25 protein-coding genes are annotated in these 25,773 nt (G+C 64.5%); 24 read left to right on the forward strand and 1 reads right to left on the reverse strand.

Annotation, left to right across the window (positions count from 1 at the left end; translation table 11 throughout):
• Positions 1–69: 69 nt before the first annotated feature.
• Positions 70–1,257, forward strand: a complete 1,188-nt coding sequence (locus B118_RS33730) for a prolyl oligopeptidase family serine peptidase (protein ID WP_028193408.1) — start codon at positions 70–72, stop codon at positions 1,255–1,257.
• On the opposite strand, the gene B118_RS0121475 is transcribed toward B118_RS33730, so the two are convergent.
• Positions 1,230–2,612 (reverse strand): helix-turn-helix domain-containing protein, encoded by a 1,383-nt coding sequence (locus B118_RS0121475; protein WP_028193409.1) that lies wholly within the window; start codon positions 2,610–2,612, stop codon positions 1,230–1,232. The two genes, B118_RS33730 and B118_RS0121475, sit on opposite strands and share 28 nt — an antisense overlap.
• 271 nt (positions 2,613–2,883) lie before the next feature.
• On the opposite strand from B118_RS0121475, the gene B118_RS0121485 reads away from it, so the two are divergent.
• The 23 genes from B118_RS0121485 to cas1 all read left to right on the forward strand — a co-directional run bounded on the left by B118_RS0121485 (position 2,884) and on the right by cas1 (position 25,665).
• On the forward strand, positions 2,884–3,588 hold the full coding sequence (locus tag B118_RS0121485) for an SDR family NAD(P)-dependent oxidoreductase (RefSeq protein ID WP_080678130.1): 705 nt from the start codon (positions 2,884–2,886) through the stop codon (positions 3,586–3,588).
• On the forward strand, positions 3,585–4,388 hold the full coding sequence (locus tag B118_RS0121490; protein ID WP_028193411.1) for a class I SAM-dependent methyltransferase: 804 nt from the start codon (positions 3,585–3,587) through the stop codon (positions 4,386–4,388). Before B118_RS0121485 ends, B118_RS0121490 begins: the two co-directional genes overlap by 4 nt.
• Positions 4,385–5,311 (forward strand): hypothetical protein, encoded by a 927-nt coding sequence (locus tag B118_RS33170; RefSeq protein ID WP_238324077.1) that lies wholly within the window; start codon positions 4,385–4,387, stop codon positions 5,309–5,311. Before B118_RS0121490 ends, B118_RS33170 begins: the two co-directional genes overlap by 4 nt.
• Positions 5,312–5,334: 23 nt before the next feature.
• Positions 5,335–5,874, forward strand: coding sequence for an AAA family ATPase (locus B118_RS0121500; protein WP_028193413.1), 540 nt, complete (start codon positions 5,335–5,337; stop codon positions 5,872–5,874).
• A complete protein-coding gene (locus tag B118_RS29635; protein WP_238324078.1) occupies positions 5,871–6,983 on the forward strand; it encodes an NUDIX domain-containing protein in 1,113 nt (370 codons plus the stop codon). Before B118_RS0121500 ends, B118_RS29635 begins: the two co-directional genes overlap by 4 nt.
• Positions 6,984–7,062: 79 nt before the next feature.
• Positions 7,063–7,740 carry an ATP-binding protein gene (locus tag B118_RS31940; protein ID WP_155256590.1) on the forward strand — a complete coding sequence of 226 codons (678 nt, stop codon included), beginning with the start codon at positions 7,063–7,065 and terminating at the stop codon, positions 7,738–7,740.
• 155 nt (positions 7,741–7,895) lie between these two features.
• Positions 7,896–8,423, forward strand: a complete 528-nt coding sequence (locus tag B118_RS0121510; RefSeq protein WP_028193414.1) for a DUF6244 family protein — start codon at positions 7,896–7,898, stop codon at positions 8,421–8,423.
• Between the two features lie 197 nt (positions 8,424–8,620).
• Entirely contained in the window at positions 8,621–9,022 is a 402-nt protein-coding gene (locus tag B118_RS0121515; RefSeq protein WP_028193415.1) for a CdiA C-terminal domain-containing protein, read from the forward strand.
• A 15-nt stretch (positions 9,023–9,037) separates the two neighbouring features.
• Positions 9,038–9,490 carry a SitI3 family protein gene (locus tag B118_RS0121520; RefSeq protein ID WP_028193416.1) on the forward strand — a complete coding sequence of 151 codons (453 nt, stop codon included), beginning with the start codon at positions 9,038–9,040 and terminating at the stop codon, positions 9,488–9,490.
• 207 nt (positions 9,491–9,697) lie between these two features.
• Positions 9,698–10,501, forward strand: coding sequence for a class I SAM-dependent methyltransferase (locus B118_RS0121525; RefSeq protein ID WP_028193417.1), 804 nt, complete (start codon positions 9,698–9,700; stop codon positions 10,499–10,501).
• Positions 10,502–10,511: 10 nt separating this feature from the next.
• Positions 10,512–10,961 (forward strand): SitI3 family protein, encoded by a 450-nt coding sequence (locus B118_RS0121530; protein WP_028193418.1) that lies wholly within the window; start codon positions 10,512–10,514, stop codon positions 10,959–10,961.
• A gap of 876 nt (positions 10,962–11,837) precedes the next feature.
• Positions 11,838–13,364, forward strand: a complete 1,527-nt coding sequence (locus B118_RS0121545) for a helix-turn-helix domain-containing protein (protein ID WP_026189926.1) — start codon at positions 11,838–11,840, stop codon at positions 13,362–13,364.
• 66 nt (positions 13,365–13,430) lie between these two features.
• Positions 13,431–14,489: an asparaginase gene (locus B118_RS0121550; RefSeq protein ID WP_028193419.1), complete on the forward strand. Its 1,059-nt coding sequence runs from the start codon at positions 13,431–13,433 to the stop codon at positions 14,487–14,489.
• Positions 14,482–14,946 (forward strand): PPC domain-containing DNA-binding protein, encoded by a 465-nt coding sequence (locus tag B118_RS0121555; RefSeq protein WP_028193420.1) that lies wholly within the window; start codon positions 14,482–14,484, stop codon positions 14,944–14,946. The genes B118_RS0121550 and B118_RS0121555 overlap by 8 nt, the downstream gene beginning before the upstream one ends.
• A 354-nt stretch (positions 14,947–15,300) precedes the next feature.
• Positions 15,301–15,828 (forward strand): DUF6244 family protein, encoded by a 528-nt coding sequence (locus tag B118_RS0121565; RefSeq protein WP_019032007.1) that lies wholly within the window; start codon positions 15,301–15,303, stop codon positions 15,826–15,828.
• 185 nt (positions 15,829–16,013) lie between these two features.
• Positions 16,014–16,424, forward strand: a complete 411-nt coding sequence (locus B118_RS0121570) for a CdiA C-terminal domain-containing protein (protein ID WP_028193421.1) — start codon at positions 16,014–16,016, stop codon at positions 16,422–16,424.
• Positions 16,425–16,438: 14 nt separating this feature from the next.
• Positions 16,439–16,891, forward strand: a complete 453-nt coding sequence (locus tag B118_RS0121575; protein ID WP_028193422.1) for a SitI3 family protein — start codon at positions 16,439–16,441, stop codon at positions 16,889–16,891.
• A gap of 820 nt (positions 16,892–17,711) precedes the next feature.
• On the forward strand, positions 17,712–19,970 hold the full coding sequence (locus tag B118_RS30960) for a CRISPR-associated helicase/endonuclease Cas3 (RefSeq protein WP_028193423.1): 2,259 nt from the start codon (positions 17,712–17,714) through the stop codon (positions 19,968–19,970).
• A 287-nt stretch (positions 19,971–20,257) separates the two neighbouring features.
• Positions 20,258–20,926, forward strand: coding sequence for a type I-C CRISPR-associated protein Cas5c (gene cas5c, locus B118_RS0121590; RefSeq protein WP_028193424.1), 669 nt, complete (start codon positions 20,258–20,260; stop codon positions 20,924–20,926).
• Positions 20,926–22,806, forward strand: coding sequence for a type I-C CRISPR-associated protein Cas8c/Csd1 (locus tag B118_RS0121595; protein WP_028193425.1), 1,881 nt, complete (start codon positions 20,926–20,928; stop codon positions 22,804–22,806). The genes cas5c and B118_RS0121595 overlap by 1 nt, the downstream gene beginning before the upstream one ends.
• Entirely contained in the window at positions 22,803–23,699 is an 897-nt protein-coding gene (cas7c, locus tag B118_RS0121600; protein ID WP_028193426.1) for a type I-C CRISPR-associated protein Cas7/Csd2, read from the forward strand. The genes B118_RS0121595 and cas7c overlap by 4 nt, the downstream gene beginning before the upstream one ends.
• Before the next feature lie 12 nt (positions 23,700–23,711).
• On the forward strand, positions 23,712–24,359 hold the full coding sequence (gene cas4 / locus B118_RS0121605; protein ID WP_018822536.1) for a CRISPR-associated protein Cas4: 648 nt from the start codon (positions 23,712–23,714) through the stop codon (positions 24,357–24,359).
• Positions 24,352–25,665, forward strand: coding sequence for a CRISPR-associated endonuclease Cas1 (gene cas1, locus B118_RS30965; protein ID WP_238324079.1), 1,314 nt, complete (start codon positions 24,352–24,354; stop codon positions 25,663–25,665). The genes cas4 and cas1 overlap by 8 nt, the downstream gene beginning before the upstream one ends.
• The last annotated feature ends 108 nt before the right edge of the window (positions 25,666–25,773 follow it).

The raw sequence follows: 25,773 nt of genomic DNA on the forward strand, positions 1-25,773 counted from the left end.
GGCGCAGCGAGAATAGCCGGCGGTCCGCATGAGTCTGCGCTGGAGCCGCAGTGGGGACCCGACGGGGCGTTGTACTTCGTGTCGGACCGCAACGGCTGGTGGAACCTCTACCGGTGGGACGGCCACCGGGTGGAGGCGGTGGCACCGCTTGCGGGCGAGTGCGCCGCAGATCCGTGGGAGCTGGGCTATGCGTCGTATGGGTTCCTTGACGGCGGTCGGATCGTCATAGCGGTGCAGGAGGGGCCGCGACACCGCCTCGTCGTCGTCGAGGCTAGTGGCTCTGTTCACCCGGTCGATCTGCCGTACACGTCTATCAAGCCGTACCTAGCTGTTCAAGGGACGACGGTGGCGTTGATCGGATCCTCACCGAGCGTAGCCCCGCAGGTGGCGCTCGTGGATTTGGCTGACGCTGTCCCCCAAGTGGTGGTGCTTGCCCGCTCGGAACACAGCGCACTCGACCGGGCAAGCGTTTCCACGCCGACGGAGTTACGTGTTCGAGTGGCCAGTGGTCGGGAGGTCCTTGCCCTGGTGTATCCACCGACGGGCTCCACGACGGATTGGCAGGCGCCAGTGATCGTGCGGGCACATCCTGGGCCCACCGACTCCTGCTTGCTGCGGCTGGATTGGCAGGCGCAGTTCTTCACCAGCCGCGGGTTCGCCGTCGTTGACGTCGACTACCTGGGTAGCACCGGGTACGGCCGGACGTTCCGGGATTCGCTCTACGGTCGGTGGGGCCTGGACGATGTCGATGACTGCGCCGCGGTGGCGGATCACCTGCTATCGACGGGACGGGCGCTGCCCGGACAGGTATTCATCCGTGGTGCCAGCGCAGGCGGATACACCGCGTTGCAGGCGGTGGCACAGGACACCCCGTTCGCCGCCGCCACCGCCGTGTCCGCGATTGTGGATCCTGACCGGTGGGCGGAAACGGTACCCCGATTCCAGCGGGCGCACGCGATGCGGCTGCGCGGGGGCGCCGGCCCGGTCCGTGCCGCCGCGATCCAACGGCCGGTGCTCCTCATTCACGGCACCGCAGACGAAGTAGCCGTAGCCGAGGATGTTCGCGAACTCGCCGACGAGTTGACATCTGCAGATAGAGCGGCTGGGCTTTTGCTTCTTCCTGAGGTCGGCCACTATGTGGCGTCGTCTCATCGAGCAGGCGCGGCGCTGAAAGCTGAGCTGGCTCACTACCGCTCGGTGATGGTTGATGGAGCAACGGTCAGCGGGGGCTACAGGGCCGCCAGCGGTAGCCGGTGACGAACGTACTCGCCGAATTCGCGGACTTCCGGCTCACACCGATAGGGCTCGAGGTCAACCTGCACCTCGACGATGCGCTGCAGGCAGCGATGTGAGGTTGTTTGTGCGGCATAGTCGACTGCCTGTCGTGCGGTGGCGCAGGCTTCATCAATGCGGCCGGACACGGCCCACGATGAGGCCATGAGCGCGGTGTCGATAGCGAGTCGCCGGACATGTGCAGGGCTCAGGGCGGTAAGGGCATCGCCCAGGTGCCGCTGGGTTTGGCGCGGCTGACCCAGGTCATGGAAGCAGTGCGCCATCTCGTCGGCGAGATACGCCGCGTTGAAGTACCGAATCCACACGGGCTCGTCTTCGACCTTACTTAGGGCTAACTGCCTTTCGGCGATGTCGAGGTGGGTAAGGCAATCGCCTTCGCGGCCAAGACGGGCGTGTGTACGCGCCACCACCGCATGCAGCGCTGCTGCCACAGTGGGTGTCACTTGGGCTTCGCTTCCTCTCACCGCCGTCATCGCCACCCTGTGCGCCGGCTCGGGGTGCCCGCAGTGCAGCGCTAGGTGCCCAATGTTCACGGCGAGTAAGTAGCTTCCGTACAAGCGGTCATTGGCGGCTTCCGTCAGACGCAGAGCGCGAAGATAGCGGCGCTGGGCAAGGCCATGGGCACCGCTGTCGACCGCTTGGTATCCACACAGTTCGAAGAAACCTGCCGCAAGCCTGTAGAGCCGCCGCCCCGCCGTCTCGGAGACGGGGGTGTTCGCCAGCAGCCGGTTCAGTTCACCTTCGACGTACCGCTGCACGTCAGCGTGCACTCGTCCGGCTCCATGGGCATGGTCCAGCTGCCGATACATCGCCAGCGCAGTCTCCGCCGAATGAAGATCCTCTTCGTCAACCTGGTCAGGCGAACCGGGCCGTCCGGCCCGGGACAGCCGAGGTCCGGTCGCCGCGTTCAGCCAGTCAAGGGCAGCGCGGTCGAGGGCGCCCGGCTGGAACGGAACTCCAACGATCATCTCGGCCAACCCAGATGTTGCCGTCAGGCGGTCGGAAAGCACACTGCTGAATCCGGCCCCGGCTCGTAAGGTGGCCGGCTTGCCGCCGCTGGCCCGGTTCTTGTCGAGCAGCGGCAGCAGGCGCATCAGGGCACCCCCGGTCGCCAGCGCCTTGTCGCAGGCCCCGGCGAACTCACGGGAGGGAAGCCGGTCGGCCGTTTCCACGCGACGAACCAGGTCCGCACTAAAACGGATCATGGCGCCCAGCCGCGCCTGCGAGAGGTTCGCGCGTTCGCGCAGCCGACGCAGTTCGGCTCCGAAGAAGTGGCGCTCGGACAGAGATGGCTGGAGCCTCCGCGGGGTCTGGCCCATGGCGCCGCCTTTCAGACTGCTCGCGAGCAACAACATCGAACAGCATGGACATCGCCCCATAGAGTCACCCAGGGCTTAGCCCAGCGCAACCAGGAACGCCGGAAACAACCGCCAAGACCGCTGGTCCACGAGGTGCGGCGCATGCGGACAACTACTTCGTCCGCATGCTCGGCATTCACGACAGCGCCGGCGAGGGTGAGGGTGAGGGTGGGAGAGCGGGCGCGTCCACTCGTCCAACTCGCCCCAGTTCTTCACACCCCTGGGAGGTGCAGTGGAGCATAAGGCAGTTCCATCAACCTTGATCGTGACAGGTGCCGGGCGGGGAATCGGGCTCGCCACCGTGCGGGCGTCCATGGGCAAATGCCTTCAAGTGCATGGGTTAGACATTCATGTGCCCGCAGGTCTTCCGCGCGACGACCAAGGCCTTCACTGGCACGCAGTCGATGTCGCGAACGAACAGCAGGTGCAATCGTTCTTCACGGATAACGTCAAACCGGGGTCGGTGGCTGGACTGGTGAACTGTGCAGGAGCGGTGGAGCGCACCTCGATCATCGCCGCGGATGTTGCGGAGTGGGAGCGAATGCTCGCGGACAACCTAAGCTCCACTTTCATGATGATCCGTGAATTCGTTGCATATGCCTCCACCGCCGCCGCCATCGTTAACGTCAGCTCGGTAGACGCCCGCTACGGGCATCCAGAGCGACTCGGCTATGCGGTCGCCAAAGGTGGCGTGGAGGCGCTTACCCGGGTGACTGCTGGGCAACTGGCCGATCGGGGAATCCGTGTCAACACGGTCGTGCCGGGCGCGATCTCCACCCGAATGACCCCCGACACGGCTGCAGGCCACCGTTGCCTTCTCCGGCGCTGCGGTGAGCCGGAGGAAGTTGCGGACGCGATCATGTTCCTGTTGTCGCCAAAAGCGTCGTACATCACCGGCAGCACGCTGCATGTCGATGGAGGAATGGGACTGCGATGACCACCACCCACGGCGGCATCACTGAGATCGACTACGCGGCCATGATTCGCGCGCTGAACCAAGTCCACTACGCCGGTGAGACGTCGTTCTACACCACTGCACCGCTGCGCTCCTGTGAGGAAGCGCTCTACCGCCGGCTCGGCGCAGGAGAGCGGATCCTCGATGTGGGATGTGGTGCCGGTCGCGTCAGCAGGGCCATAGCCGCGCTGGGCGGCGACATTGTCGGCATCGACATCAACGAGGCAGCACTGGCAACTGCGCGGGCCACGTGTCCGAACGGCACCTTCGTACACGGCAGCATGAATGCCCTGCCACTACCAACGGGCAGCTTTAACCAGGTGTGGTGCCTCCGCTTTTCCTTCAACGCCCTAGCAACCGAGGCCGAACGCGCGGAGACCCTGTACGAGATGTGGCGGGTGTGCGCCCCAGGAGGCACTGTCCTGGTGGAGACCTTTAACTGGCACTACGCCGGCCGGTTCGGGTTAGTCCGTATCGCCAATCTGCTGGACCTGGCCGCCCGCGCGGCACGATGGCGGGGGCAGCGTCGCACCGGCTCACAGCCACTGCCCGCACGCGACATCATCTACCTCGCCAACAAGAGCAGTGGTGCAGCACCCGGCTACGCCCATCTCACCACCGTCCAGGAGTTGCACCTCCTTGCGGCGGCGTGCGGCATCCAGCAGTACGCGACCGTGACATCAGAAAAGGGTGTCCTGTCAACTCCCGCACTGCCGGTGCGGCCCAGGCACCGGCAGTACTCGATGTGGCTCGTCCTCCACAAGCCCGGGGAGCAGGTATGAGTCCGCCCAAAATCCGCAACCGCGCTCTGGAGATCCGGATCGCCGAGTCGGCACCGCGCTGCCTTCGGCGCATTGTCGCCCGGCTCGCAGACGCAGAGCTTCCAATCATGTCGACCGGACAGGTAATGCAGGTACTTGGTGGGCGCCGAACCCGGCTAACCGTTGACGTCAATAGAGGTGAGATCTTACTGGAACTAGCTGCGGAGCTGGCTAGCAATCCCACCACGTTGGAAATCGGGGTGCTCCAAGCCGCAATGCGTTCCTTGGCCGTCATGGGAGACGGCGAACTCGCGCTCCTGCACGGGAGTGCGGTGACCGCAGACGGCGGACGCTCTGCCATAGCAGTGTTGGACGGCGGACGCGGGCAGGGCAAAACGTCACTTACGCTGGGTATCGGTGCTCAGAAAGGCAGCTTGTTGGTTGACGAATTCACCTTCACCGCCTTCCTCTACGGTCAGCCCTATGTGGTGCCGATGCCCGCCCTACCATGGCACGTGCGCGCCGACATGGCACCGCTGCTGGCACCTCACGCCACTGAACGACTCCTCTACGCGGTAGATCTTCCCGCCCCCACCACCGCCGGCCGGCACCGCCCGCTGCCGCTAAGCCTCATCGTCATTCCAGATCAAGGCCTTGCGCCGGGCGAACTGCGCGAGACGCCTGCTCCAGCAGCTCGTGATCTGCTACGCGCGGCCGTGACCGACCACGCGGCGAAGCTACGCGATCCAACTCTGGACCACGTCTCGATCTTCTCCTCGGCCGACGAGGTCACCATCAGCCCGAGTCTTCCCGCATTCAACTTCGGAGAAAAGGCGCTCGACGCACTGGCCGCTGTACCGATCATCCGAGTCGGCATCGGCAAGCCAAGGGATTTGCCCACCAGCGTTGCCGCAGTGCTCCACCGAATAAGTGGAGATTCGTGATGCGTCCGCCAGCAGTCCCACCGATGATCCTCCTCGCCGGCACCAGCGAGGCCGGAAAGTCGAGCGCGGGGGAGTACTTGGCCGCGCTTGGCGCCCGCCGCGTTAAGATCAGGACTGTCCTCGTGCAACTCGCCTCAGGCCGACAGAGCTACCACGAGGGTATAGAAACGCGGGAAGACTTCAGATTCGACGAGTTCGCCTCGAAACTCCTCGAACTCTCCGACCATGGTGAGGCCCCCTTGGCAGTCGAGAGCTTCATCGACGCCGCTTTGGCTAAGACTATGAAGCGAGCGTGGCCGGCGCCGTGCTCGATCATATTCATTACTGCACCAGAAATTGTCCGTATCAAACGCCTGGCGCAGGCCCGAGGGCTGACCGCCAACGAGGCTCGACGCATCATCCGACGCAAAGATGAGCGGAAGCGTGTCCACGAACAGATCCCGAACTGGCGTGCCATTGCCGATCACTGGATAGACAACGCTGCCGATATCATTATCTTCAGGGCTCGTCTTCTTGACGTGTTCCAGACCATGCAGACATCCTCGGGAGGCATCCAACCATGATCCGTCGATACGTCTCCGCTGGTGCCATCGTCGCGACTGAAAACCTTAGCTCACCGCAAATCCTGCTCCTCGATCAGGTACGAAAGACCGGCGAACGACAGACCGTCGCCCCGAAAGGGCGTCTGGAGCCGGGCGAGGCGCCACTAATCGCAGCTAAGAGGGAGGTGGCTGAGGAAGCCGGCCTCACCGATACGCACTACAGCGCGTATCTCGGGCAAGACGCCTACACGTTCACCGACAACGACGGGGCACCAGCGGCAAAAATCGTCGACTGGTTCCTCTTCACGACATCAAGCACCGCCACGACCCCGGCCCGGGATGAAGGATTCGTTCAGGCCCGCTGGCTCGAGGCTTCCGCTGCCCGGCAAGCCATCAGCCATCCCCAACTCCAGCAGATCCTGGATCGCGCCCTTGCCGTCATCAGCTGGCGTGCCGCTCATCCCTTGCCCTTCAGCCGGAACCTGAGTTGCCTGCTCCATGAGGTGGCGGCAACGGCCGAGGCCGTCATCGCCGAACATCCGGAGGCCGGGGTGGGGCTGTGTGGATCCGCCGCCCGAGGAGACTTCATCGAGGGCTGGAGCGATGTCGACTTCATCGCTTGGAACCTTCCCCCCACGTCGGCCGCCGCCACGTCGCTCCACGAGATCGTCAGTGAAGCGTCCCGACGCCAGGGCTTTCGAGCGTCACTGCGCCTCGCGGACAACCACGGGGGCGACACCCGTCGCCTCGGTTTGCTCTACGACATGAAGATGCGGATGGTCCTACGCCGCATCGGGATCGATACCGCCGTGATCGCAGGTGCCGGTACCCCTGCGCCGACTGATGCCTCAGAATTGGTCGATCTCGCTGACGATGTCGCCATACTGCACGAATTCGCCGTCACTTGTCTGACCGCGAGCCATCACAAAGAATCGGAGCGCAAGGACACTGCACGTCGCGTGCTATCGGTACTGTCGAATACCGGTCGGCTGCTTGTCGAACACCAAGCGAAAGAGGTAGGACTGCGGCTTGCCGAGGTGGTCGAGGCGCTACGCGACTGGCCGGACATCGAGCTCAAATCGCTCCTTGGAGATTACGACGCCTACCGCCGTGCTGGCGCAACGATTTAGCACAGGCGGAACTACTCGCCGCACGGGCATCAGGTGCGCTCGTGGCGGTGAGGAGCATGCTCGAAGAGTCGGCGCCGGTATGATCATTTTTGTCGATGGAATCGATGGCAGCGGGAAGACGACTCTCATAAGACACCTTGCCAGCTCCCTAAACCACAATGGTACCGAAGTAGCCATCTCCAGCCCGCTGTGGCGCTATCTACCCATGATTGCCGCGCCCGAACAGTTCGCCTCCTGGGTCGTCAGTACCACAGGCGCGAAAGTTGCAAAGGCGCTCATCAAGGCAATGATTGATCGTCTCGATGGGCTTCGTGACCTGAGCCTCACACAAGAGCGCGTACACCTGGTTGATCGCGGGCCAAAGACCGTCTACGCATCCGCCCACGCCCACGCCCACGCCCACGAACGACACACGGCACTCGAACCCCTTCGGGAACATCTAGCCGCCTCGGTCCGAACACTCACCGCCGTCCAGCCGTGCGTAGCGATCGAACTTGGGCAGGGCGAGAAGGTGCTCCAAATAGCCCTTTCACGCCTCACATCGTCTCAGACCGTAACCCCAAAATATCTGGGGTACTTGCAAGCCTTCGCCGCCGAGATGCACACCTCCGGCGATTGGCCAGGCCTACCAACGCAACGAATTAGCGTTTCCAGTTCGGTCGAATTCAATTGCGTGGCGGTCATCGAGTCACTCTGCCTCTCGACCATCACGAACGACCATGCTCACGCCGTAGGCGATCCAAGGCCATGGGCCTAACCGGCGTCCTGCGCCGAGCTTCGCGGTACCGGCAAACCTGTAGTCAGTGCCATGTGGACCAGACCCGACGAGTCGCTCGGGGCCCGGTTACTGGCACGATGGCACGACCCGTTAGGACGCAGCCATCGTCATCGCCGATCGGAGGATTGCTTCACGTGTCGATCATCGAGAAGATCCACAGCGAGTTGGGTGCCCTGACCGCTGGTGTTGACAAGGCTCGCGGTCTGACCGCCGCAGCCGGTAGCCAGGCGCAGGAGGTCGGTGCTCGTGCCGCGGGCGCTGGGTTCGCCGCTGTGGCCGTCGGTATGGCCCGGGTTCGCGACGCGATTCAGAACGTCCAGGCCGGCTTTGGTCGCTTCTCCGCGTCGGTTGGGGAGGCGGCGAAGGCGACCGCGGCGGTGCCCCGCCAGGGCACGCCGCAGGAGACGGTCGCTGGGTTGGTACCGGTGCAGAGCGCACTGGACAACGCCCGCGATGCGGGGACCCAGGTGATTAGTCAACTCGGCGATGTGCAGCAACTCGTCAGAGCCGTTCTGCACGGCGGGCAGCCAGGACCCCTGTTGCAGACGTTGAATGAAGCCAAGCAGATCGTGGTGCTTCTCGTTGAACGCACCGGCTCCACCCGGCAGGCTATCGAGGCGGCGGTCGCTGAAGCACGACGACTGGGATCGTCGGGAAACTGACCGGGGCTGGTGGCCCTGCATCCGCCAGCCCCGCCCCCAACTCCACCGCCGCCGACGGCCCGACCACGACAGCAGCCGCCACGGATGACCCAGCCATCCCCGACTCGAGTCCCACGTCCTGGAGCCGGCCGCCAACCGGCGTTCCCGGCGGCTCGCCCACTGGGCCCCGAACGAAGATCCCACCACGAGAGGACACGGTGGTACAACGCTCGCTGGAGCTGGAAAACGAGTGCGCCGACACTCTCGCCCACGACGGCTACCGCGTGCATCAGAACCCGACGCGGCAGGAAATCGCCGACGCCCGCCAGAACACCGGCGACAGGGGGAAGCCGGACAAGGATCCGGACTACCTCATCGAGGGCCACGTCTTCGACTGCTACTCCCCCACCGCCGGCAAGGCGGTACGCGGGGTATGGACGGAGGTGTCGCAGAAAGTAGCGGGGCAACAGACCCAGCGAGTGGTGTTGAACCTGTGCGACTGGCGCGGCGACATCGCCGGCCTGCGAAAGCAGTTCAACGACTGGCCGGTCCCGCACCTCAAGGAACTGGCAGCGGTGACCCGAAACGGTGCGATCATTCAGATCGTCCGACGAGACTGAGAAGGCAGGCAACACGTGGGCATCGAATACCGACTGACCCTAGCCGGCGACATCCCCCTGGAAGACCTCGCGTCCCTCGTCGCCCCGCACGGCGTCGAGGAGTCAACCCTGCCCGGCTACCCCCGGCTGCTCACCGCCGACCTCGGGGAGGAAATCGGCTACACCGTCACCGTTTCCGCAGGCAGCAACGGCTACTTCGACGCCGAAGACGACGACGGCACCCAGTGGGAATGGGAACCCGATACCTACACCAACATCATCTTCGACCTACGCAAGAACAACCCACCCGAAGACGTGGTCCCAACAATGGTGTCAGCCGTGGCCCGTGTCCTCACCAACCGGCCGGAAGACGCCGCGTTCGTACTCAACGGCAACTGGCTCCTACTGACACGAGTCACGGGACAACTACGCGAACACCGGCCAACCTGGTGGGACAACTACGACATCAAAGGCATGACCGCGGGTTGAACTCACACATTTCGCGATACCTCTCCGCTCAACGAGCAACACCCACCGGGAGGCGTAGGCTCCCAGTAGCTCTGCCGGGGTGATCGTCATCCCGGTCGGACGGACGACCAGCGCTTCGCAGCCCGAACGGCTCGACGACGTTGGCCTGCTCGTGGCAGCTGATCTCCCCGCTACCCGGCCCACATCACTGAACTCGCCCACACCGAGATGATCATGAGTCTGTTTGACGGAACCGTCGGCTTCTACCGGCAGTACCGGCCCGGCATCCCGGCGACCGTGGCCGACGTTTTGGACGCCGCGGTCCCCGACTGTCAGCCGCGGCGCCTTCTCGACGTAGGCACCGGCACCGGCCTCGTGGTGGAGGCTCTGCTTGGCCGTTTCGATGACATCATCGCCATCGACAACGCTCCAGGCATGCTCGCTGCTGCCGAAGACGCGCTCCGCCCACAGCTACCCGCCGACGCTCAGTTGCGGCTGCAGGAGGTCACGGCGGAGGAGTTCACGCCACCGGCGGGATGGCAGGCCGAACTGGTGACAATCTGCCGAGCGTTCCACTGGCTCGACCAGGCCGCGACCCTAACCCGGTTGGACGCGCAGGTCAGCCCGGACGGCGCGGTCGCGATCTTCGCCGACAACAGCTTCTGGACCGCTACCAACGACTGGAAGGCCGCAATCCGCACAGTCATCCAGGACTTCCTCGGCGAGCAGCGTCGCGCTGGCGAACGCACGTTCCAGCATCACCACCGCCCGTACAGCGAGATCATGCGTGAGTCTCCGTTCAGTCAGGTCGAGGAGCACGCCGTGTCGGTCATCCGAACCTGGACCGCGGACAGCATCCTTGGGTACCTGCACTCCACCTCGTTCGCCGCGCCACAACTGTTTGGCGACCGGCTCGACGCGTTCGACAGCGCTGTCCGTGCCACCCTTGCCCGATACAGCGACGCCGACACCTTCACCGAAGACAACGAGTTCCTCATCCACATCGGCCGGCGAGAACGGCGAGACCGATGAAGGGGTGCAGATGGCTGTCGAGTACCGGCTGACGCTGGCAGGCGACGTCCCACTCGAACAGGTGGCGAAGCTGGCCGCTCCCGAAGCGGTCGAGATGTCCACGGCATCCGGCGGCAGAATGCTCAGCGCCGACCTGAACGACGAGCACGGGTACGTAGTGGACATCACCGGCGGCCGGCACGGCTACTACAGTGCCGAGGACGACGGTGGCGCTCTGTGGGAATGGGAGCCGAAGACCTACGTCGACGTCAGCTTCTACATGCGCAAGGACACCCTGGCCAACAAGGGTAAAACCCACATGCTGGCGGCCGTGGCCAGGACCCTCGCCGGCAGGGCCGAGGACGCGGCCCTGACCCTCAACGGCGACGTGCTGATGCTGACCCGTGTCGCAGGCACCCTTCGAAAGCACAACACCGACGGCTGGTACGACGAAGACTACGACAGGATTCTCCACCCCTGACGCGTCTATGAATCGGGGCGGCGAGGGCGTGTTCTGGCTCGCCCGTGCGAGGCATCATCTGCCGCAGCATCGCGTAGCGGCGAAGGAACACGGTTCGGTAACGGCGAATAAGCGCGATGGTGCAAATCGTTGCACCACGCCCTACTACACCATCAATCCCGAAACGACGCCGACCCGCCCACCCGCCTTGGAGCAAGTGCGGAACGGGCTCGTGGCGGCAGTCAGGGCCGGCTTTGGCACGCTCCTGCGCGACCACGCGCCGATCATCTGCCTCCTCGAACGGAAGACACTCCACGACACTTTGCTCAGCTGGACCATCACCCCGCCTGCCCGGCACCGTCTTCACCGACTACACCAACCACCCAATCGTCCTCGCCCGCGACCTCATCCACGAAGCCGGCCACCCTTGCTCAACGACGCCCTGGTCGCCTACCACGTCACCATCCCCGACGACCGGCACTTTTACTCACCCTGGCGAGCCACTGAACGACCCGCCTTCGGCTTTCTCCACGCCTGCTGAGCCTTTTCGCTCACCGTCCTGTATGCCGCACGCGTCGTCTCCACCGCGACACCCGACGTACGCGACTTTGTCACCGCCCATCTGCACCGGCAGTCCGACCAGCTAGCCCAAGCAAAGGAGAACTTTCAGACAGCCATCGCGCTGGTCGGCCACAATGATCTACGTTTCCTTGTAATCGAGATCTTCGCCACCGCCGTTAGAATCACAGCCACACAACCGAACCGATCAGGGACGGTGAGGTAGGACGGACGTCGCTGTGTGCACGGTGTACGGTGGACAACACCAATCGCTACCCCGCGACCGGCGAAGCCGCCCGCTACCCCGGGCACACGACCGGCGCATTTCGTGAGGTTGGGATGGCCCAGACTCCGCGCGAGCTCGCACCGCATACCTCTGCCAAGCACTACTTTGGCGCCCACTTGCGATCATGGCGAGAACAGCGCGGCTGGTCACAAGCGCGGCTCGGTGAGCACGTGCACGTCAGTTCGGATCTCATCGCGAAGATCGAGAAGGCCCTGCGCTGGCCGACCTCGGAATTCGCAACCGCTTGCGACACCGCGCTCGCCGCAGGTGGTGCGCTCACCAACCTGCTTGCGCTGGTCGAACTGGAGCGACACCAGGAGCGTGTCGCCGTGGCTGCCACCGTCAGCGCGGTGCGCGCCGCCGTCTCCCAGCAGCGGTGCCGTACCACGCCGACGGCTTCCGCGTTCGCCGCCTCACCGGGTGGGATCGCCACTGGTGCGGCAGCGGATTGGGCATCAGCGCTGCCCGGTGTGCAACTCACGGCGCCCCCGCCGGCATGGCCGGTCGACCGATTGCTGACCCTGCCGCACGGCCGAGCCGTACCCGCTACGACCCTGACCCTCACCATCGTCCCCGCCCAAGACCGTCTCCACGCTGCCCGCTACCCACGGGCATTTGGTGGTGGCCACGCCGCCGCCGTCGGCCTGCGCGAACTCGTGGCGACGGAACTACTGGACGGCGACGAGCCCATCCTCGCCGTGGCCACAACGCCCACCTTTGGATTGGCGGTACCGGCATACCGCCTCGATGCCTTCACCGTCGGCATCCTGTGGGCCCTGTGCGGCATGGACGACGCTCTCCTGGCCGATGATGCCGCGCTCGCCGACAGCGTCCCCCAACTCCGCCGCTACGCCCACCTACCCGGCTCCGCAGTCAGCCGCAACGTCGCCGCCGACCTCAGCGCCTTGAGCCAGATGTGGCTTGGCTCAGACTTCTGCGCCCGCTACATCAGCCACCGTCTCGACGCCGCGACCGACCAGCCCGTCTTCTGGACCCGCGAGCAGTACGGCGAAGAAGCCAGTACCTGGCTGCTCTTCCGCCACAAGATCGATTATCTGCACGCCACAAGCGAACGCTTCACCACACCCACCGCCCCGGCCGCCCGCGTCTTCTGCATCCCAGAAACCGCCGTGCGGGGCAGCCCCCACGCGGAACGCATCCTGCTGCTGCTCTCGGCAGCGTTCATGGAATCCCTGCGCATCGCCGTGCACGTGAGTCCAGACCCGGCGTACGCCACCGTCGAAGGCTTCGTGCTGACCCCACACACGCAGGTCATTCTCGCCAACTGGGTGCGCGCCGATGGACTCTGGCACGTCGACGCCCTCGATCGCCGTGTCGCGCTACGCCGCTACGACGACGTTGCCCGCAGCGGCCAAGCCGGCTCCATCACCGCATCGGGCCGGTCCACCCGCCGCCTACGAGTCCTCGCCGAGTACCTCGGCCTGGAATGGCCCTGGCTGCGTCGACGCTGCACCGAGCTGGCCGCCGTCGGCATCGACGGGATGATCCGACCGCGCAGCCGGTTACTGACCACTGACGGGATCAACGCAGCCTGCCGCTACCTGGCCAGCCTCCCTTGAGCCTTCGCTTCACTCAGAAACTGTGACAGGCTGCCGCAGACACACAGGCACGGACGAGGAGGTGCGGTGGCGGAGAAGCCGACATCGGTCTTGATGCTCTCCCTCGGCGGGACAATCGCCATGACCGCCGGCAGCGACGCTGGCGGCGTCGTGCCGAACCTGACCGCCGAGGAACTCATCGCCGCTGTACCTGGACTGGCCGAGACTGGCATCGACGTGTACGTCCAGACCTTCCGCCAACTGCCGGGCGCCTCGCTCAGCTTCGACGACCTCACGGCGCTAGCCGCACTGATCGCCGACCACACCGCGACCGGAGGTATGGATGGCGTCGTGGTCACCCAGGGCACCGACACCATCGAGGAAACCGCCTACCTGCTCGACCTGCTCCACACCGGCGAGGCGCCGGTTGTAGTCACCGGTGCCATGCGCAACCCCACCATCGCCGGCGCCGACGGACCCGCGAACGTCCTCGCCGCGATCCGCACCGCCGCCAGCCCCGCCGCCCGCGGCCTTGGCGCCCTCGTGGTCTTCGCCGACGAGATCCACGCCGCCCGACACGTCCGCAAGACACACTCCACCAGCGGCGGCACCTTCCGCTCGCCGAACACCGGCCCGCTCGGCCACGTCGTCGAAGGCACAGTACGGCTGCTCACCCACCCACCGCACCGGGTGACCGTGCCGCTGGAGACGGTCACCCGGGTTCCACGAGTCGGGCTGTACACCGTATCCCTGGGCGACGACGGCACCCTCCTCTCCGGGGCCGACGGGCTCGACGGCCTCGTCGTGGCGGGGTTCGGCGTCGGCCACGTACCTCAACGCCTCGTCGAGAAGCTCACCGCCCTCGCGGCGAGGATCCCGGTCGTGCTCGCCTCCCGTACTGGTGCCGGACCGGTCTTGGCATCCACCTACGCCTTCCCCGGCTCCGAGAGCGACCTGCAGCGCCGAGGGCTCATCGGCGCCGGCTTCCTCGACCCCTACAAGGCGCGCATCCTGCTGCACACCCTTCTCGCCGCCGGCGCCGAGCCCGAGATCATCGCCGCCGCATTCGCCGCCTACGGCACCGGCGATCCTGCCCGCTGGCCCTGGCCGGCCCTCAGCCAACAGCCGGAGATGCAGTATGCGTAGCCACGACCTCACGCCCGGCCGCATGATCGGCGTCACGTTCGACCACGGCGAGGACTTCTTCACCGCCCTCGCCGACGCGTGCCGCATCAACGGCATCCGCCACGGCTACATCCCCGTCTTCATCGCCGGCTTCAGCAGTGTCGAGATCGTCGGCACATGCCAACGCCTCGACAACCCCCAGGCACCCCTGTGGGACCGCGTGCACCTGTCCAACGTCGAAGCACTCGGCGGCGGCACCATCGCCTACGACGAGGCCGAGGACCGGATCCTGCCGCACATCCACGTCAGCGTCGGCCTCAAGGAACACAGCGCCACCGGCCACACCAGCCACCTGCTTGCCGCCACCGTCCAGTTCCTCACCGAAATGTTGGTTATGGAGGTTGCCGCGCCGACAATGCGCCGGGTCCCCGATCCAACGATGTACGACGTGCCACTCCTAAAATTCGGCAACGGCTGATCATCTCAGGTGGCGGCGGCGTCTTATGGGCTGACGGGTTGTCGCGATGCGCGCGAAGGGCTACGGGCCCCGATCGTGTCAACCATCCGTTTGCTGATCATCGAGATTTGCGGGCCCATCATGCGTCTTATCCCCGAGGCGAGCCTCTACGACATGCCTCAGTTGCGTATCAGCGACAACTGACAGGCCAGTAGCATCCACTCCCGCCACACGCGCTGGAACCTGGACCGGAAGCCGCTCATGCGACTGGCCGCCTGCGGTGCCGACTCGCCCAGTGTCTAGTGGCCTCGCGAGGAGCCCGGTAGGTTCAGCGGTCGAGAACTTCCACTTTCATCGATAGGGGACGCCGGCCACGTGTTACAGATCGAGAAGATCACCGGTGAACTCCGTGCGTTGACGGCCGGGGTGGAACGCGCGCAGGGGTCGGCCGCCGCCGCCGACCGTCAGGCGCAGAAGACGGCGTCGCGGGCTGCTGGTGCGGGCTTCGTTGCGGTGGCGGCGGGTGTGGCACGGGTGCGCAACGCGATCACGGGCATCCAGGGCGGCCTGGGAAGACTTGCTGGTTCGATCGGTGAGGCGACGACGGCCGCCGCGGCGGTGCCGAACGAGGCCACCCCGCAGGAGACGATCGCCGGGCTGGCGCCTGTGCAGAGTGCCGTGGACGCTGCCCGTGACGCGGCAGCCGGGGCCATCACCGGAGTCGGTGAGGCGCAGCAGCTCGTCGCCATGGTCCTACAGGGCGGGCAGCCCGGGCCGCTGCTGCAGGCCCTAGAGGCCATCAAGCAGGTCCTGGTGCTGGTCGTGCAGCGCACCGGCGGGGCCCGGCAGGCCATCGAAGCGGCGATCGCGCAGGCCCGGCAGTTGGGGTCGTCGGGAAACTGACAGGGGCTGGCGGTCACCCACCGGCCAGCCCTACCCCTTCCCAGCACGGTGACCCGCCGCCGACACCTCATGCCGCCGACGACAGCCCATCGGATGACCATGACCACGGCACGCCCTGGACCAGACAGCCAACCGGAGTCCCGGGCGGGACGCCGACCGGTCCGAGGACCAGAATTCCACCCAGGTTGGACGACGAAGGACGGCGTCCGTTGGAGCTCGAGAACGAATGCGCCGATATAGTCGCCAGCACGAGCTACCGGGTCCACCAGAACCCCACCAGGCAGGAGATCGCCGACGCCCGGCTCCGCACCGGCGACTCCGGCAACCCGGACAAAGACCCAGACTACCTGATCGAAGGTCACGTGTTCGACTGCTATTCGCCCACCCTCGGCAAGCCGGTACGGGGTGTCTGGAGCGAGGTCCGCGCCAAGGTCGACAAGGAGCAGACCCAACGCGTGGTGCTGAACCTGCACGACTGGCACGGAGACCTCGCGGCCCTGCGGACACAGTTCGACACCTGGCCCGTCGAGAAGCTGAAAGAACTCGTCGCGGTAACGCCGAGCCGCGCGATCGTGCAGATCGTCCGTCGAGACTGAGGAGAGGCGCAGAGATGGCTGTCGAGTTCAGGTTGACCCTCGCCGGTGACCTGCCCCTGGACCACGTGGCTGATCTCGTGGCAGCCGAACCCGCCGAGAAGCTCAGGCCGAGCGGCACCAACCCACAGCTGCTCAGTGCCCGCCTCTACGACACCCGCGGGTACGCGCTGACCGTCTCCTCAGGCCGCCAGGGCTATTTCGATGCCGAGGCCGACGACGGTGCCCGCTGGGAGTGGGAGCCACAGACATACGTCGACATCGACTTCTCCATGCGGGCAGACGACCTGGTCGACAAGGGGATCCCGAACATGATGAAGGCCGTGGCCCGGGTATTGACCGCCCGCCAGGAGGACGCGGCGCTAGTCCAGAACGGCAACTGGCTCCTGCTGACCCGCACCACCGGCGAACTCCGCAGACACCGGCCTACCTGGTGGAGCCACTACAGCAGAGACGACCTCATCCCATGAGCCGGCCACGCGCGAGTGACTCGCTGACGACGACGTCCCCCTCGACCCAAGGGACCTGAACCGCGACAGCGAAAACTGGGCCACCACGCGGCTAATGACAAACTCGTCGAAGCCCCCGCCGCAAGCGACGCCCAGCCGGGAGCGGACAGCCCACATGATCTTCGATGATGTGCGCGGTGTGTGCTCTCCAGCGGATGCCAACCCGGGTGAACCGATGCCAACACGGGCCACCGCGGGCGACCGCCGGTCGCAACCCGGGTACGTGTGCTCGGGGTGTGCTCCTGGGCTGCAACAACAGGGGTCCGGGTGACGTGGGTGAACGTGGGCCACTCCCTGCCACCCCAGGTGAACCCCCGGGTCGCTAGACTGGGCGCTCGCGCCCTCGTAGCTCAGGGGATAGAGCAACGGTTTCCTAAGACGACGCCTCACCCATCTCCGCACGCTGACTACCTGCGACTTCTTAACTTCCCGCCAAGGAAACAGGTCGCGGCGCTACGCTGCTGTGCTCGCTTACCGAAATCTCCTGTAGCGGCATAAGCACTGCTCCGAAGGCAATCCCAGCAACCCGACCCCGTGGTTGCGGTCTTCTGAAGGCGCCACGCCGAGTCAGCATGTAGTGCCGCAATGCCCTTCATCGGCCTGACGGATCTAATGATCAAAGCGCTTGCCGACCGACGCGGTAACGCCCCAACCAGCAGGGCTCGCGCGATGGCAACCTCGATCAATCTGTCAGTAATTTTACAGTCCCGCGAAGCGGGGCGACATTTCGTCGTACTGCCGTGGTTACATGCCGGTCTCACTGACCTCAAGGAGTCTTCAGGTGTGGGCGCACAGCAAGAACCAATTCGGAGTTCGGCATCGGCTCGAAGATCACTTACGCGGCACCGCCGATCTGGCTCGGCTGTTCGCGTCACCCTTCGGGCTCGGCGAGTTGGCGTGGTGGACAGGCATTGTCCATGACGGCGGCAAGTGCTGGCAGGCATGGCAGGACAAGTTGCTGCTCGTCGAGCCGACGAACGGTCGGGTGGGCTTGGATCACAAGTCTTTCGGCGTGCAGTTGGCCCGTCGTCACCGTCTCCGGCCGGTGGAGTTCGCTGTGGCCGGGCACCATGGCGGCTTGACTAATCAGGGGCAGGTTGACGCCCTCTTTGGTGAAGATGCTGCCGCGGAGGAACGACTGCGGTCCGGTCCGTGGGCTGAGGTTGAGAAGATTCTTCGAGTAGCGCTTCCCGAAATGTTTGCTCAAATTCCTGTTATGCCTGTCGAACTTGACGACAGTGCAGAGCCGATGACGAGAGAGTTCCTCCTACGATTCCTGTTCTCCTGCCTGGTTGATGCCGATGTGCTTGACACTAAGGCCCATGTGGAGGGCGGTCGTCCGAGACTAGGCCCTGACCTGGATGCTCCGGCCCTGCTCAGTCGCTTCCTGGCCCGGCGTGCGAAATATCTGCGGCTCCGGGCGCCTGGTGCGATGGATGGTCATCGACAACGGCTGTTCGCCGCAGCGATCGCTGCCGCTGAGCGGGAGCCTGGCATCTTTCGGTTGACCGCTCCGACTGGGACCGCGAAGACTATCGCCGCTGCTGGATTCGCCTTGAAGCACGCAGCGCTGCATGGTAAACGACGGGTGATCGTCGCGGTTCCCTTCATTACTATCACCGAACAGAATGCGGCGGTCTACAGAGACCTCCTCGACCCCGAGGACCCACACGCCGAGCGGGTTGTCCTTGAACATCATAGCCACGTTGAGATCAACGATTCTGACTCGAGCAGTCAATATCACTCGTGGCGGCGCCTCGCGTCGGAAAACTGGGATGCGCCCTTCATCGTTACCACCACGGTCCAGCTCTTCGAGTCGCTGTTCGGCCGGACGCAGTCTCGCATGCGCAAGCTGCACCGGATCGCCGATTCCGTGCTAGTTCTAGATGAGGTGCAGGCATTACCGCACGATCTGTTACCGCAGATTGCCGATGCGCTACGGATCCTGACGCAGCGGTTTGGGGTGACCGTGGTGTTGTCATCGGCCACTCAGCCTGCTGTTCACGCGCTCGACCCCCTCAAGGCGTTGGAATCGCGCGAGATTCTGCCGGACCCGGAGTCTTTTTTTGCCGAGTGCCAGCGAGTAAAGTACGACTGGCGGCTCAAGCCGAAGCCATCCCTTGCGGACATGGTGAATGAAGCCGCTACACATCGGCAGGCCCTGATGGTGGTCAACACTGTGCGTGACGCGAGAACTGCTTTTCGCCATGCTCAAAATATTACCAGCGACGAGATGGCGGTGCTACACCTGTCCACTGGAATGTGCCCGGCCCACCGCAAGAGTGCACTAAGAGCTGTCCAGCGCATACTGGCAGATGGCAAGTCGGTTTTGCTAATCAGCACTTCTTTGATCGAGGCAGGGGTCGACCTGAACTTCCCGGTGGCATTCCGAGCAATCGGACCTCCCGAATCACTAGCGCAGGTCGCCGGCCGGTGTAATCGAGAAGGTGACCTTGGCCAGCGCGGCGGACTGGTCATAATCTTTGACTCGGCCGACGGCGGGTTTCCGCCCTCATACCCCACGCAGATCGAAGTGGCGCACATGTACTTCGGCCCCGATAGCGACCCTGAGAACCAGGCGGCCCTGGATGAGTACTTCAGAGAACTATACGGCACTCTTGACATCGAAGGCCCGGGTAGTACCTCTAAAGCCATCAGGGCCAGCCGGAGCCGGTGGGACTTTGTCGCCGTGGCAGATGGCCCCTTGAAGGCCACAGGTAGCACTCAACGAAAGCGCGAGTTAGCATTCCGAATGATCAACGAGGACACTGTTCCGGTCGTCGTTCGGTACGGCGGCGACCACAGTGGCGCGAAGATCATTGACAGGTGCCTGCAGGCCCTACGCGGCCCCTACCCGGACATGAGAATGCTGCGGGACCTGCAGCCGTACATCGTCAACCTGCGCCGCAGTACCGCACGAGCAGCAGACGTGGCACCCCACCTCCTCCCTGTCATCGGTGACCTGTGTGAGTGGTACGGGGACTACGACGACGGATACGGCATAGCCCTGGACAACGAAGGGAAGGACTACCTGTGGTAGCCCGACGCGCAGGCGCCTGTTTGGCGAGCCGCCCTGCAGCGGATCGCCAGACAAGCGCGCCATCCAGGGCTACTTGCTCTTGCCCCACATGAACTGGACCAGCCGCACGACCAAGACCGTCGTGCCGCCGAAGGTTGCCCCCGCAGTCAGAACGGCATTGGACTGGCTTGCGCCGCCCCACCAGGCCAGCAACCCCGTCGCGCTACCCACGAATGCGGCGGTGAGCAGGGCGATAGCTCGCCAACAGGGCTAACTTCTACCTGATCAATGGAAAAGGATCATCACCCGTGAGTAACAAACCAGGACAACGTTCTCATCCGCCAGTGGTGGTACAGGTTCGCGGCGAGGCTGCACTTTTCACAAGACCCGAGCTACGGGTGGAGCGGGTGAGCTACCCCGTGATGACCCCTACAGCAGCCGCCGGCGTGCTGGATGCGATCTTCTGGAAGCCAGAATTCCGCTGGGTTCCGGTGAAAATCGAGGTGCTACGGCCGATCCAGCAGTTCAACCTGCGCCGCAACGAGACTAGCGACCTTCCCAGCCTCGCCGATGCTGTCAACAAAGGACGTCGGATCAACACGGTGGCTAGCCGAGACCAGCGTAGCGCGTTGTGTCTGCGGGACGTCGAGTACCGCATTTATGCCCAGGTCGAGCTGGCAGCACACGCCGACAAGAGGGACGTCGCCTACCGCGAGCAGTTTCGGCGACGGGTCAACCGTGGCGCGTGCTACCAGCAGCCCTTCCTAGGCTCGAAGGAATTTCCCGTCTCGTTTTTCCCCCCGGACGAGCGCAAGCCGATCGACCTGACCGAGGACCTGGGAATCATGCTGCATCGTATCCATTACGGCCCACCTACCAAGTTTGACTGGTTCACCGCCCGTTTGGAAAAGGGCGTGCTACACGTTCCGGCACGCGGGATACCAGGTGACGGTGTGAAGATAGCGGGGGTGGCGTGATGTTGCTACGCCACCTGGTTGAGTTCCGTCGCCCGAACGATGCTGACGGTGAGGATAGCCGCCCGTACAGTCGGATCCGAAACGTTCGGTGGCAGTTGAACCTCAACAGCGAGGGGCAGCTACGTCGACTGGTTCCTTTGAGGGCATCGGGTGAACGACCCACGAAGACCGGCTTGCCGATCCTAGTGCCAAACGCCGGCCGCACATCGGGGATCGCCCCGGCGCTTGGCGCCGATGATGCCCAATACGTCCTCGGCTGGGCGGACGACAAAGCCAAACCCGAACGGGTGGCGCAGGCACACGAGTCGTTCGTCGACCTGTCCCGTCGCTGGCTGCGCGAACATCCGGACGATACGACAGCACGGGCACTCGTGGCCTTCTACGACCGTCGAGAGCTACCCCAGCCGCCCGACGACGAGAAGTGGTCATCGCGCGACCTTGTCGTCATATCAGTCGGGGGTAGGCGAGCGACTGAACAGGACACGCTGTGGACACTGTGGGAGGCAGTCGTACAGGAACGCAAGAGCGGCGCCAGTGCCGACGGGAGTGGTCAGCGAGGCTTATGCCTGGTCTGTGGCCAGCCGGATCAGCCCCTGCTAGACCGGATACCACAATCGCTGCCCAAGGCACTGGTCCCACGAGCAGACCAAGAGGTCGCGCTGCTGTCGGCGAACAAGCGCATCCACACGTACGACTTCAACGAAGGGCTCGCCGGATCGCCGATCTGCGTGTCCTGCGGTCAGGCTGCCGTCGCCAACCTCAGCGCCATACTGTCCGAACAGCGATTCACATTCACCTACCCTCGCCAACGAACGCGTCTCGCCTGGTGGGTCAGCAACGGCGCCAACAGCGAAACCATCGCCATGCTCGACCGTAAGCCCGAGGAAATCAGCGAGTACCTCCACTCGCTGGTCACCGGCCGGAAACGTAGACGGCCCGATGACCGACTGACCTTCTGCTCGGCCACGCTGTCCGGCAACGTGGCCCGGCTCGTGGTTCACCACTGGCTGGAGATGCCGCTCACCAAGGCCGAGGACAACGTCGACGCCTGGTTCAACGATCACCAGATTCTCGCCCGAGGCCAAGAAGTTCCAAACGCATATCCCATCTGGATGCTAGTCCGATGCTCTGGCCAGTGGCTGCCGGACAAATCTGAACGCGGCGGACGGTACATCGAACTCTGGGACAAGGCCGCCGACCGACCGGACGACCTAGCGCAACTGCTCCTGCACAGCGGCCTGCGCGGAGGAACGCTGCCACCCCACCTTCTCGCCCATGCTGTCCGCCGGATCCGCACCGACCTGCGAATCGACGGCCCACGGGCCGCGCTACTACGGGTCGTACTCACCCGTCACCCGCAACGAACAGGAAGAGGACCCACCGCCGTGCTGGACGAAGAGCAGGACAACCCGGCCTACCTGTACGGGCGACTCTTCGCCGTACTCGAGTCACTCCAGCGCACCGCCTACCGGCAGAGCGAGCAGCCCAACGCCACGTTCTTTCACCGCTACTTCGCCGGTGCGGTGGCCAACCCTCGGATCGCCCTTGTGCAAGGCTGCCAGCTCTACCCTGCCTGGCTCAAGAAGCTGGACAGCGCCGCAGGCGACGACAGCAGCAATCCCATCAGCCGCCAGAACGCCGAGCGTGCCGGTCGGGCCGCCGGCCGCTACCGGGCACGGGTGCGTGAACTAAAGGACCGGCTCACCGGTCCAGTCGCTCCCCTACATGACACGGAAAGCCAGTCATGGTTCATCCTCGGCTACTTCCATCAGCAGGCACATGACATCCGGATGGCCAAGACCGGCAAAGCCCCAGAAATCCAGACCGACGACCTACCCACCGACGAGCACGACACCAACGAAGGGAACCACGAACAGTGAAGCCCCAGACGACCGATCCGACGGTCCGACACGATGCAGTAATCTTCTTCGACGTTACCGACGGTAACCCCAACGGTGACCCCGATGGCGGCAACCGACCCCGTGTCGACGAAGCCACCGGACACGGCCTAGTCACCGATGTTGCACTCAAGCGGAAGATCCGCGACACGATCGGGCTGACCGCCGACGCCCTCGACTACCAGGCCGACCGCTATCACGTGTTCGTCGAGGCCGGACACGCCCTCAACACCCGCACCGCCGAATCGTACAAAGCCACTGGCATCGAACTTAAATCTCGAAAGATCTCTCCCGAGCAAGCCGAAGCTGCCCGGCGGTGGATGACCGACCGATACATCGACGTACGCTTGTTCGGCGCGGTGCTTTCCACCGGTGAGACCAAAGCACTGGGTCAGATCCGCGGCCCCCTGCAGTTCGGCATGGCCCGCTCTATCCACCCCGTCCTACCCGTCTCACACGCCATTACCCGGGTGACTCAGACACGCCAGGAAGACATTGACAAGGGAGAAAAGACCGAAATGGGTAGCAAATGGACTGTGCCCTACGGCCTGTACCGGGCGCAGTTCCACTACTCCGCCGCCCTGGCCAAAAAGACGGGCGTTACTACCGAGGACCTCACCGCCCTCTACAAGACCCTGCAGTTCATGTTCGATCATGATCGCACTGCGACTCGCGGCATCATGACCATGCGCGGCCTGTACGTCTTCAGCCACTCCAATGCCTATGGCAACGCCCCTGCCCAGCCCTTGCTGGACCGGGTCCAAGTCGCTCTTGCCAGCGGCGTCGGAACCCCCCGCACCTTCACCGACTACAAGATCACTTCTGACATCGGCGAACTGCCGGCTGGCGTGATCTTCGACATCCTGCAGGACTGAGGAGTCTCGACGATGACCTGGTGGCCCGACGGGGACCGCAACGCCGGCCGCATCCCACTGTCGGCATTAGAGCACTATGCCTACTGTCCCCGCCAGGCTGCCCTCATCCACGTCGACGGCGTGTTCACCGACGACATCAACACTGTTCGTGGCCACCTGGCCCACGAACGCGTCGACCGGCCCGGCACCCGCGCCACGGCCGCCCCCGGGTACCGGCAGCACTACGCCGTACCCGTCTGGAGCGACATCCTCGGTCTCTATGGCCGATGTGATGTAGTCGAGATCGGCCATGGCACTGCGATCCCCGTAGAACACAAGATCGGCCGCTACCAGCCCGGGGGACCAGCCGATGTACAGGCTGCCGCCCAAGCCCTCTGCCTACGCGAAATGCTCGGCCGCGACCTCGATGTCTCCCATGCAGAGGTGTTCACACACTTCGACCGGCGACGACACCGGGTACAGCTGACCAACGATTTGATCACCACCGTCAACCAGACCTCCCGCGCACTTCACGCAATGCTGCTCGCACCACAACTACCACCACCAATAGCAGACCGCCGATGCCGACGCTGCTCACTGCTCGACGACTGCTTACCCCGGGCCCTAGCCAACCCCACCGACCTCTACACACCCCGACCAACCGGTGATTGGGATGCCTGAACTGATCAAAAACACCCTCTACATCCTGACGCCAGGTAGCAGCGTCCACCTCGACCACGACGCCGTCCGGGTCTTTCACCCCGAAAACGGCGCGAAACGTCTCCCCCTTGTCCGAATCGACCACGTCGTAGCCTTCGGCGGTGTCAACCTCACCGATGACTTCCTACACCGCTGCGCAGCCGACCAACGATCCGTAACCTGGCTAACCAGCAACGGTCGGTTCCGCGCCCGCGTCATCGGCCCACAAGGCGGCAACCCCCTGCTGAGAGTCGCCCAACACGACGCCCTCCGCGAACCCGACCGCCGCGCCGCAGTCGCCCGCGCCTTCGTCGCCGGCAAACTCCACAACACCCGACAGGTTCTGCTACGCGCCGCCGCCGACGCCCGAACCACTAGACAACAGGCCCTTCGCGCAACCGCATCCGCCATCGCCGACGACCTCGCCAAACTCCCCGACACCAACAACATCAACGTCATTCTCGGCATCGAAGGTCAAGCCGCCAAGCGATACGTTGCCACCTGGCGACACCTACTCGTTGACCACGCTCAAGTCACCGCACCCACCCATCGAATCAGCAGACCACCCACCGACCCCGTCAACGCCGCCCTGTCCTTCGGCTATGGCATGCTCCGCATCGCCGTCCACCGCGCACTCGAACACGTCGGCCTAGACCCTTACATCGGCTACCTGCATGGCATCCGACCAGGAAAGCCCGCTCTCGCCCTCGACCTGATGGAAGAAATGCGCCACCTCCAAGTCGACCGGATGGTCTTCACCGCCTTCAACCGCCGCCAGCTCACACTTCACCCAACACCCAGGCGGAGCCCACGAAATCAACGACGACGGCCGCCGCGCCTACCTGACCCTCTGGAGCGAGGCCCGCGCCCGCCCTTGGGCCCACCGCCAACTCGGCCGAGACATTCCCGCAGCCGTACTACCACTCATCCAAGCCCGACTCCTCGCCCGGCACCTACGCAGCGACACACCCCACTACAACCCGTGGAGCCCCGCATAATGGAATACCTGGTCACTTACGACGTCGACACCACCACTCCGGAAGGCCAACGACACCTGCGGCAGGTAGCCAAGATCTGCGAAGGCCACGGCATCAGAGTGCAAAAATCTGTTTTCGAAATTGCCTGCACCGCTGCCCAGTACCCGACCTTCCGCCAGAAGCTCTCCGACACCATCAGCCACACCACCGACGACATTCGGCTCTACCACCTCACTAAAGACACACTCCGCCACGTGGAACGACTCGGCGTCGCGCAGCTCGCACCCCACCACGGCGACCACCTACTTTAAAGATCTAAGAACCCCAAGCGCGATAGCAACAAGCGCGAGGTTCCCAGGCAAGAAAGCCAACAAAGCGGACACCGCTCACCTGCCATTCAAAGCCAGCGACAGCCACGA

Origin of the sequence: Salinispora pacifica CNR114 (assembly GCF_000514775.1) — a bacterium.
GTDB lineage: Bacteria > Actinomycetota > Actinomycetes > Mycobacteriales > Micromonosporaceae > Micromonospora > Micromonospora pacifica.

Coding starts and splice junctions, on each gene's coding strand:
- B118_RS31940 (WP_155256590.1), top strand. CDS start 7,063: ATGATCATTTTTGTCGATGGAATCGATGGCAGCGGGAAGACGACTCTC.
- B118_RS0121490 (WP_028193411.1), top strand. CDS start 3,585: ATGACCACCACCCACGGCGGCATCACTGAGATCGACTACGCGGCCATG.
- B118_RS0121475 (WP_028193409.1), bottom strand. CDS start 2,612: ATGGGCCAGACCCCGCGGAGGCTCCAGCCATCTCTGTCCGAGCGCCAC.
- B118_RS0121530 (WP_028193418.1), top strand. CDS start 10,512: ATGGCTGTCGAGTACCGGCTGACGCTGGCAGGCGACGTCCCACTCGAA.
- B118_RS0121525 (WP_028193417.1), top strand. CDS start 9,698: ATGATCATGAGTCTGTTTGACGGAACCGTCGGCTTCTACCGGCAGTAC.
- B118_RS0121555 (WP_028193420.1), top strand. CDS start 14,482: ATGCGTAGCCACGACCTCACGCCCGGCCGCATGATCGGCGTCACGTTC.
- cas1 (WP_238324079.1), top strand. CDS start 24,352: ATGCCTGAACTGATCAAAAACACCCTCTACATCCTGACGCCAGGTAGC.
- B118_RS0121595 (WP_028193425.1), top strand. CDS start 20,926: ATGTTGCTACGCCACCTGGTTGAGTTCCGTCGCCCGAACGATGCTGAC.
- B118_RS0121575 (WP_028193422.1), top strand. CDS start 16,439: ATGGCTGTCGAGTTCAGGTTGACCCTCGCCGGTGACCTGCCCCTGGAC.
- B118_RS33170 (WP_238324077.1), top strand. CDS start 4,385: ATGAGTCCGCCCAAAATCCGCAACCGCGCTCTGGAGATCCGGATCGCC.
- B118_RS0121545 (WP_026189926.1), top strand. CDS start 11,838: ATGGCCCAGACTCCGCGCGAGCTCGCACCGCATACCTCTGCCAAGCAC.
- cas4 (WP_018822536.1), top strand. CDS start 23,712: ATGACCTGGTGGCCCGACGGGGACCGCAACGCCGGCCGCATCCCACTG.
- B118_RS29635 (WP_238324078.1), top strand. CDS start 5,871: ATGATCCGTCGATACGTCTCCGCTGGTGCCATCGTCGCGACTGAAAAC.
- B118_RS0121500 (WP_028193413.1), top strand. CDS start 5,335: ATGATCCTCCTCGCCGGCACCAGCGAGGCCGGAAAGTCGAGCGCGGGG.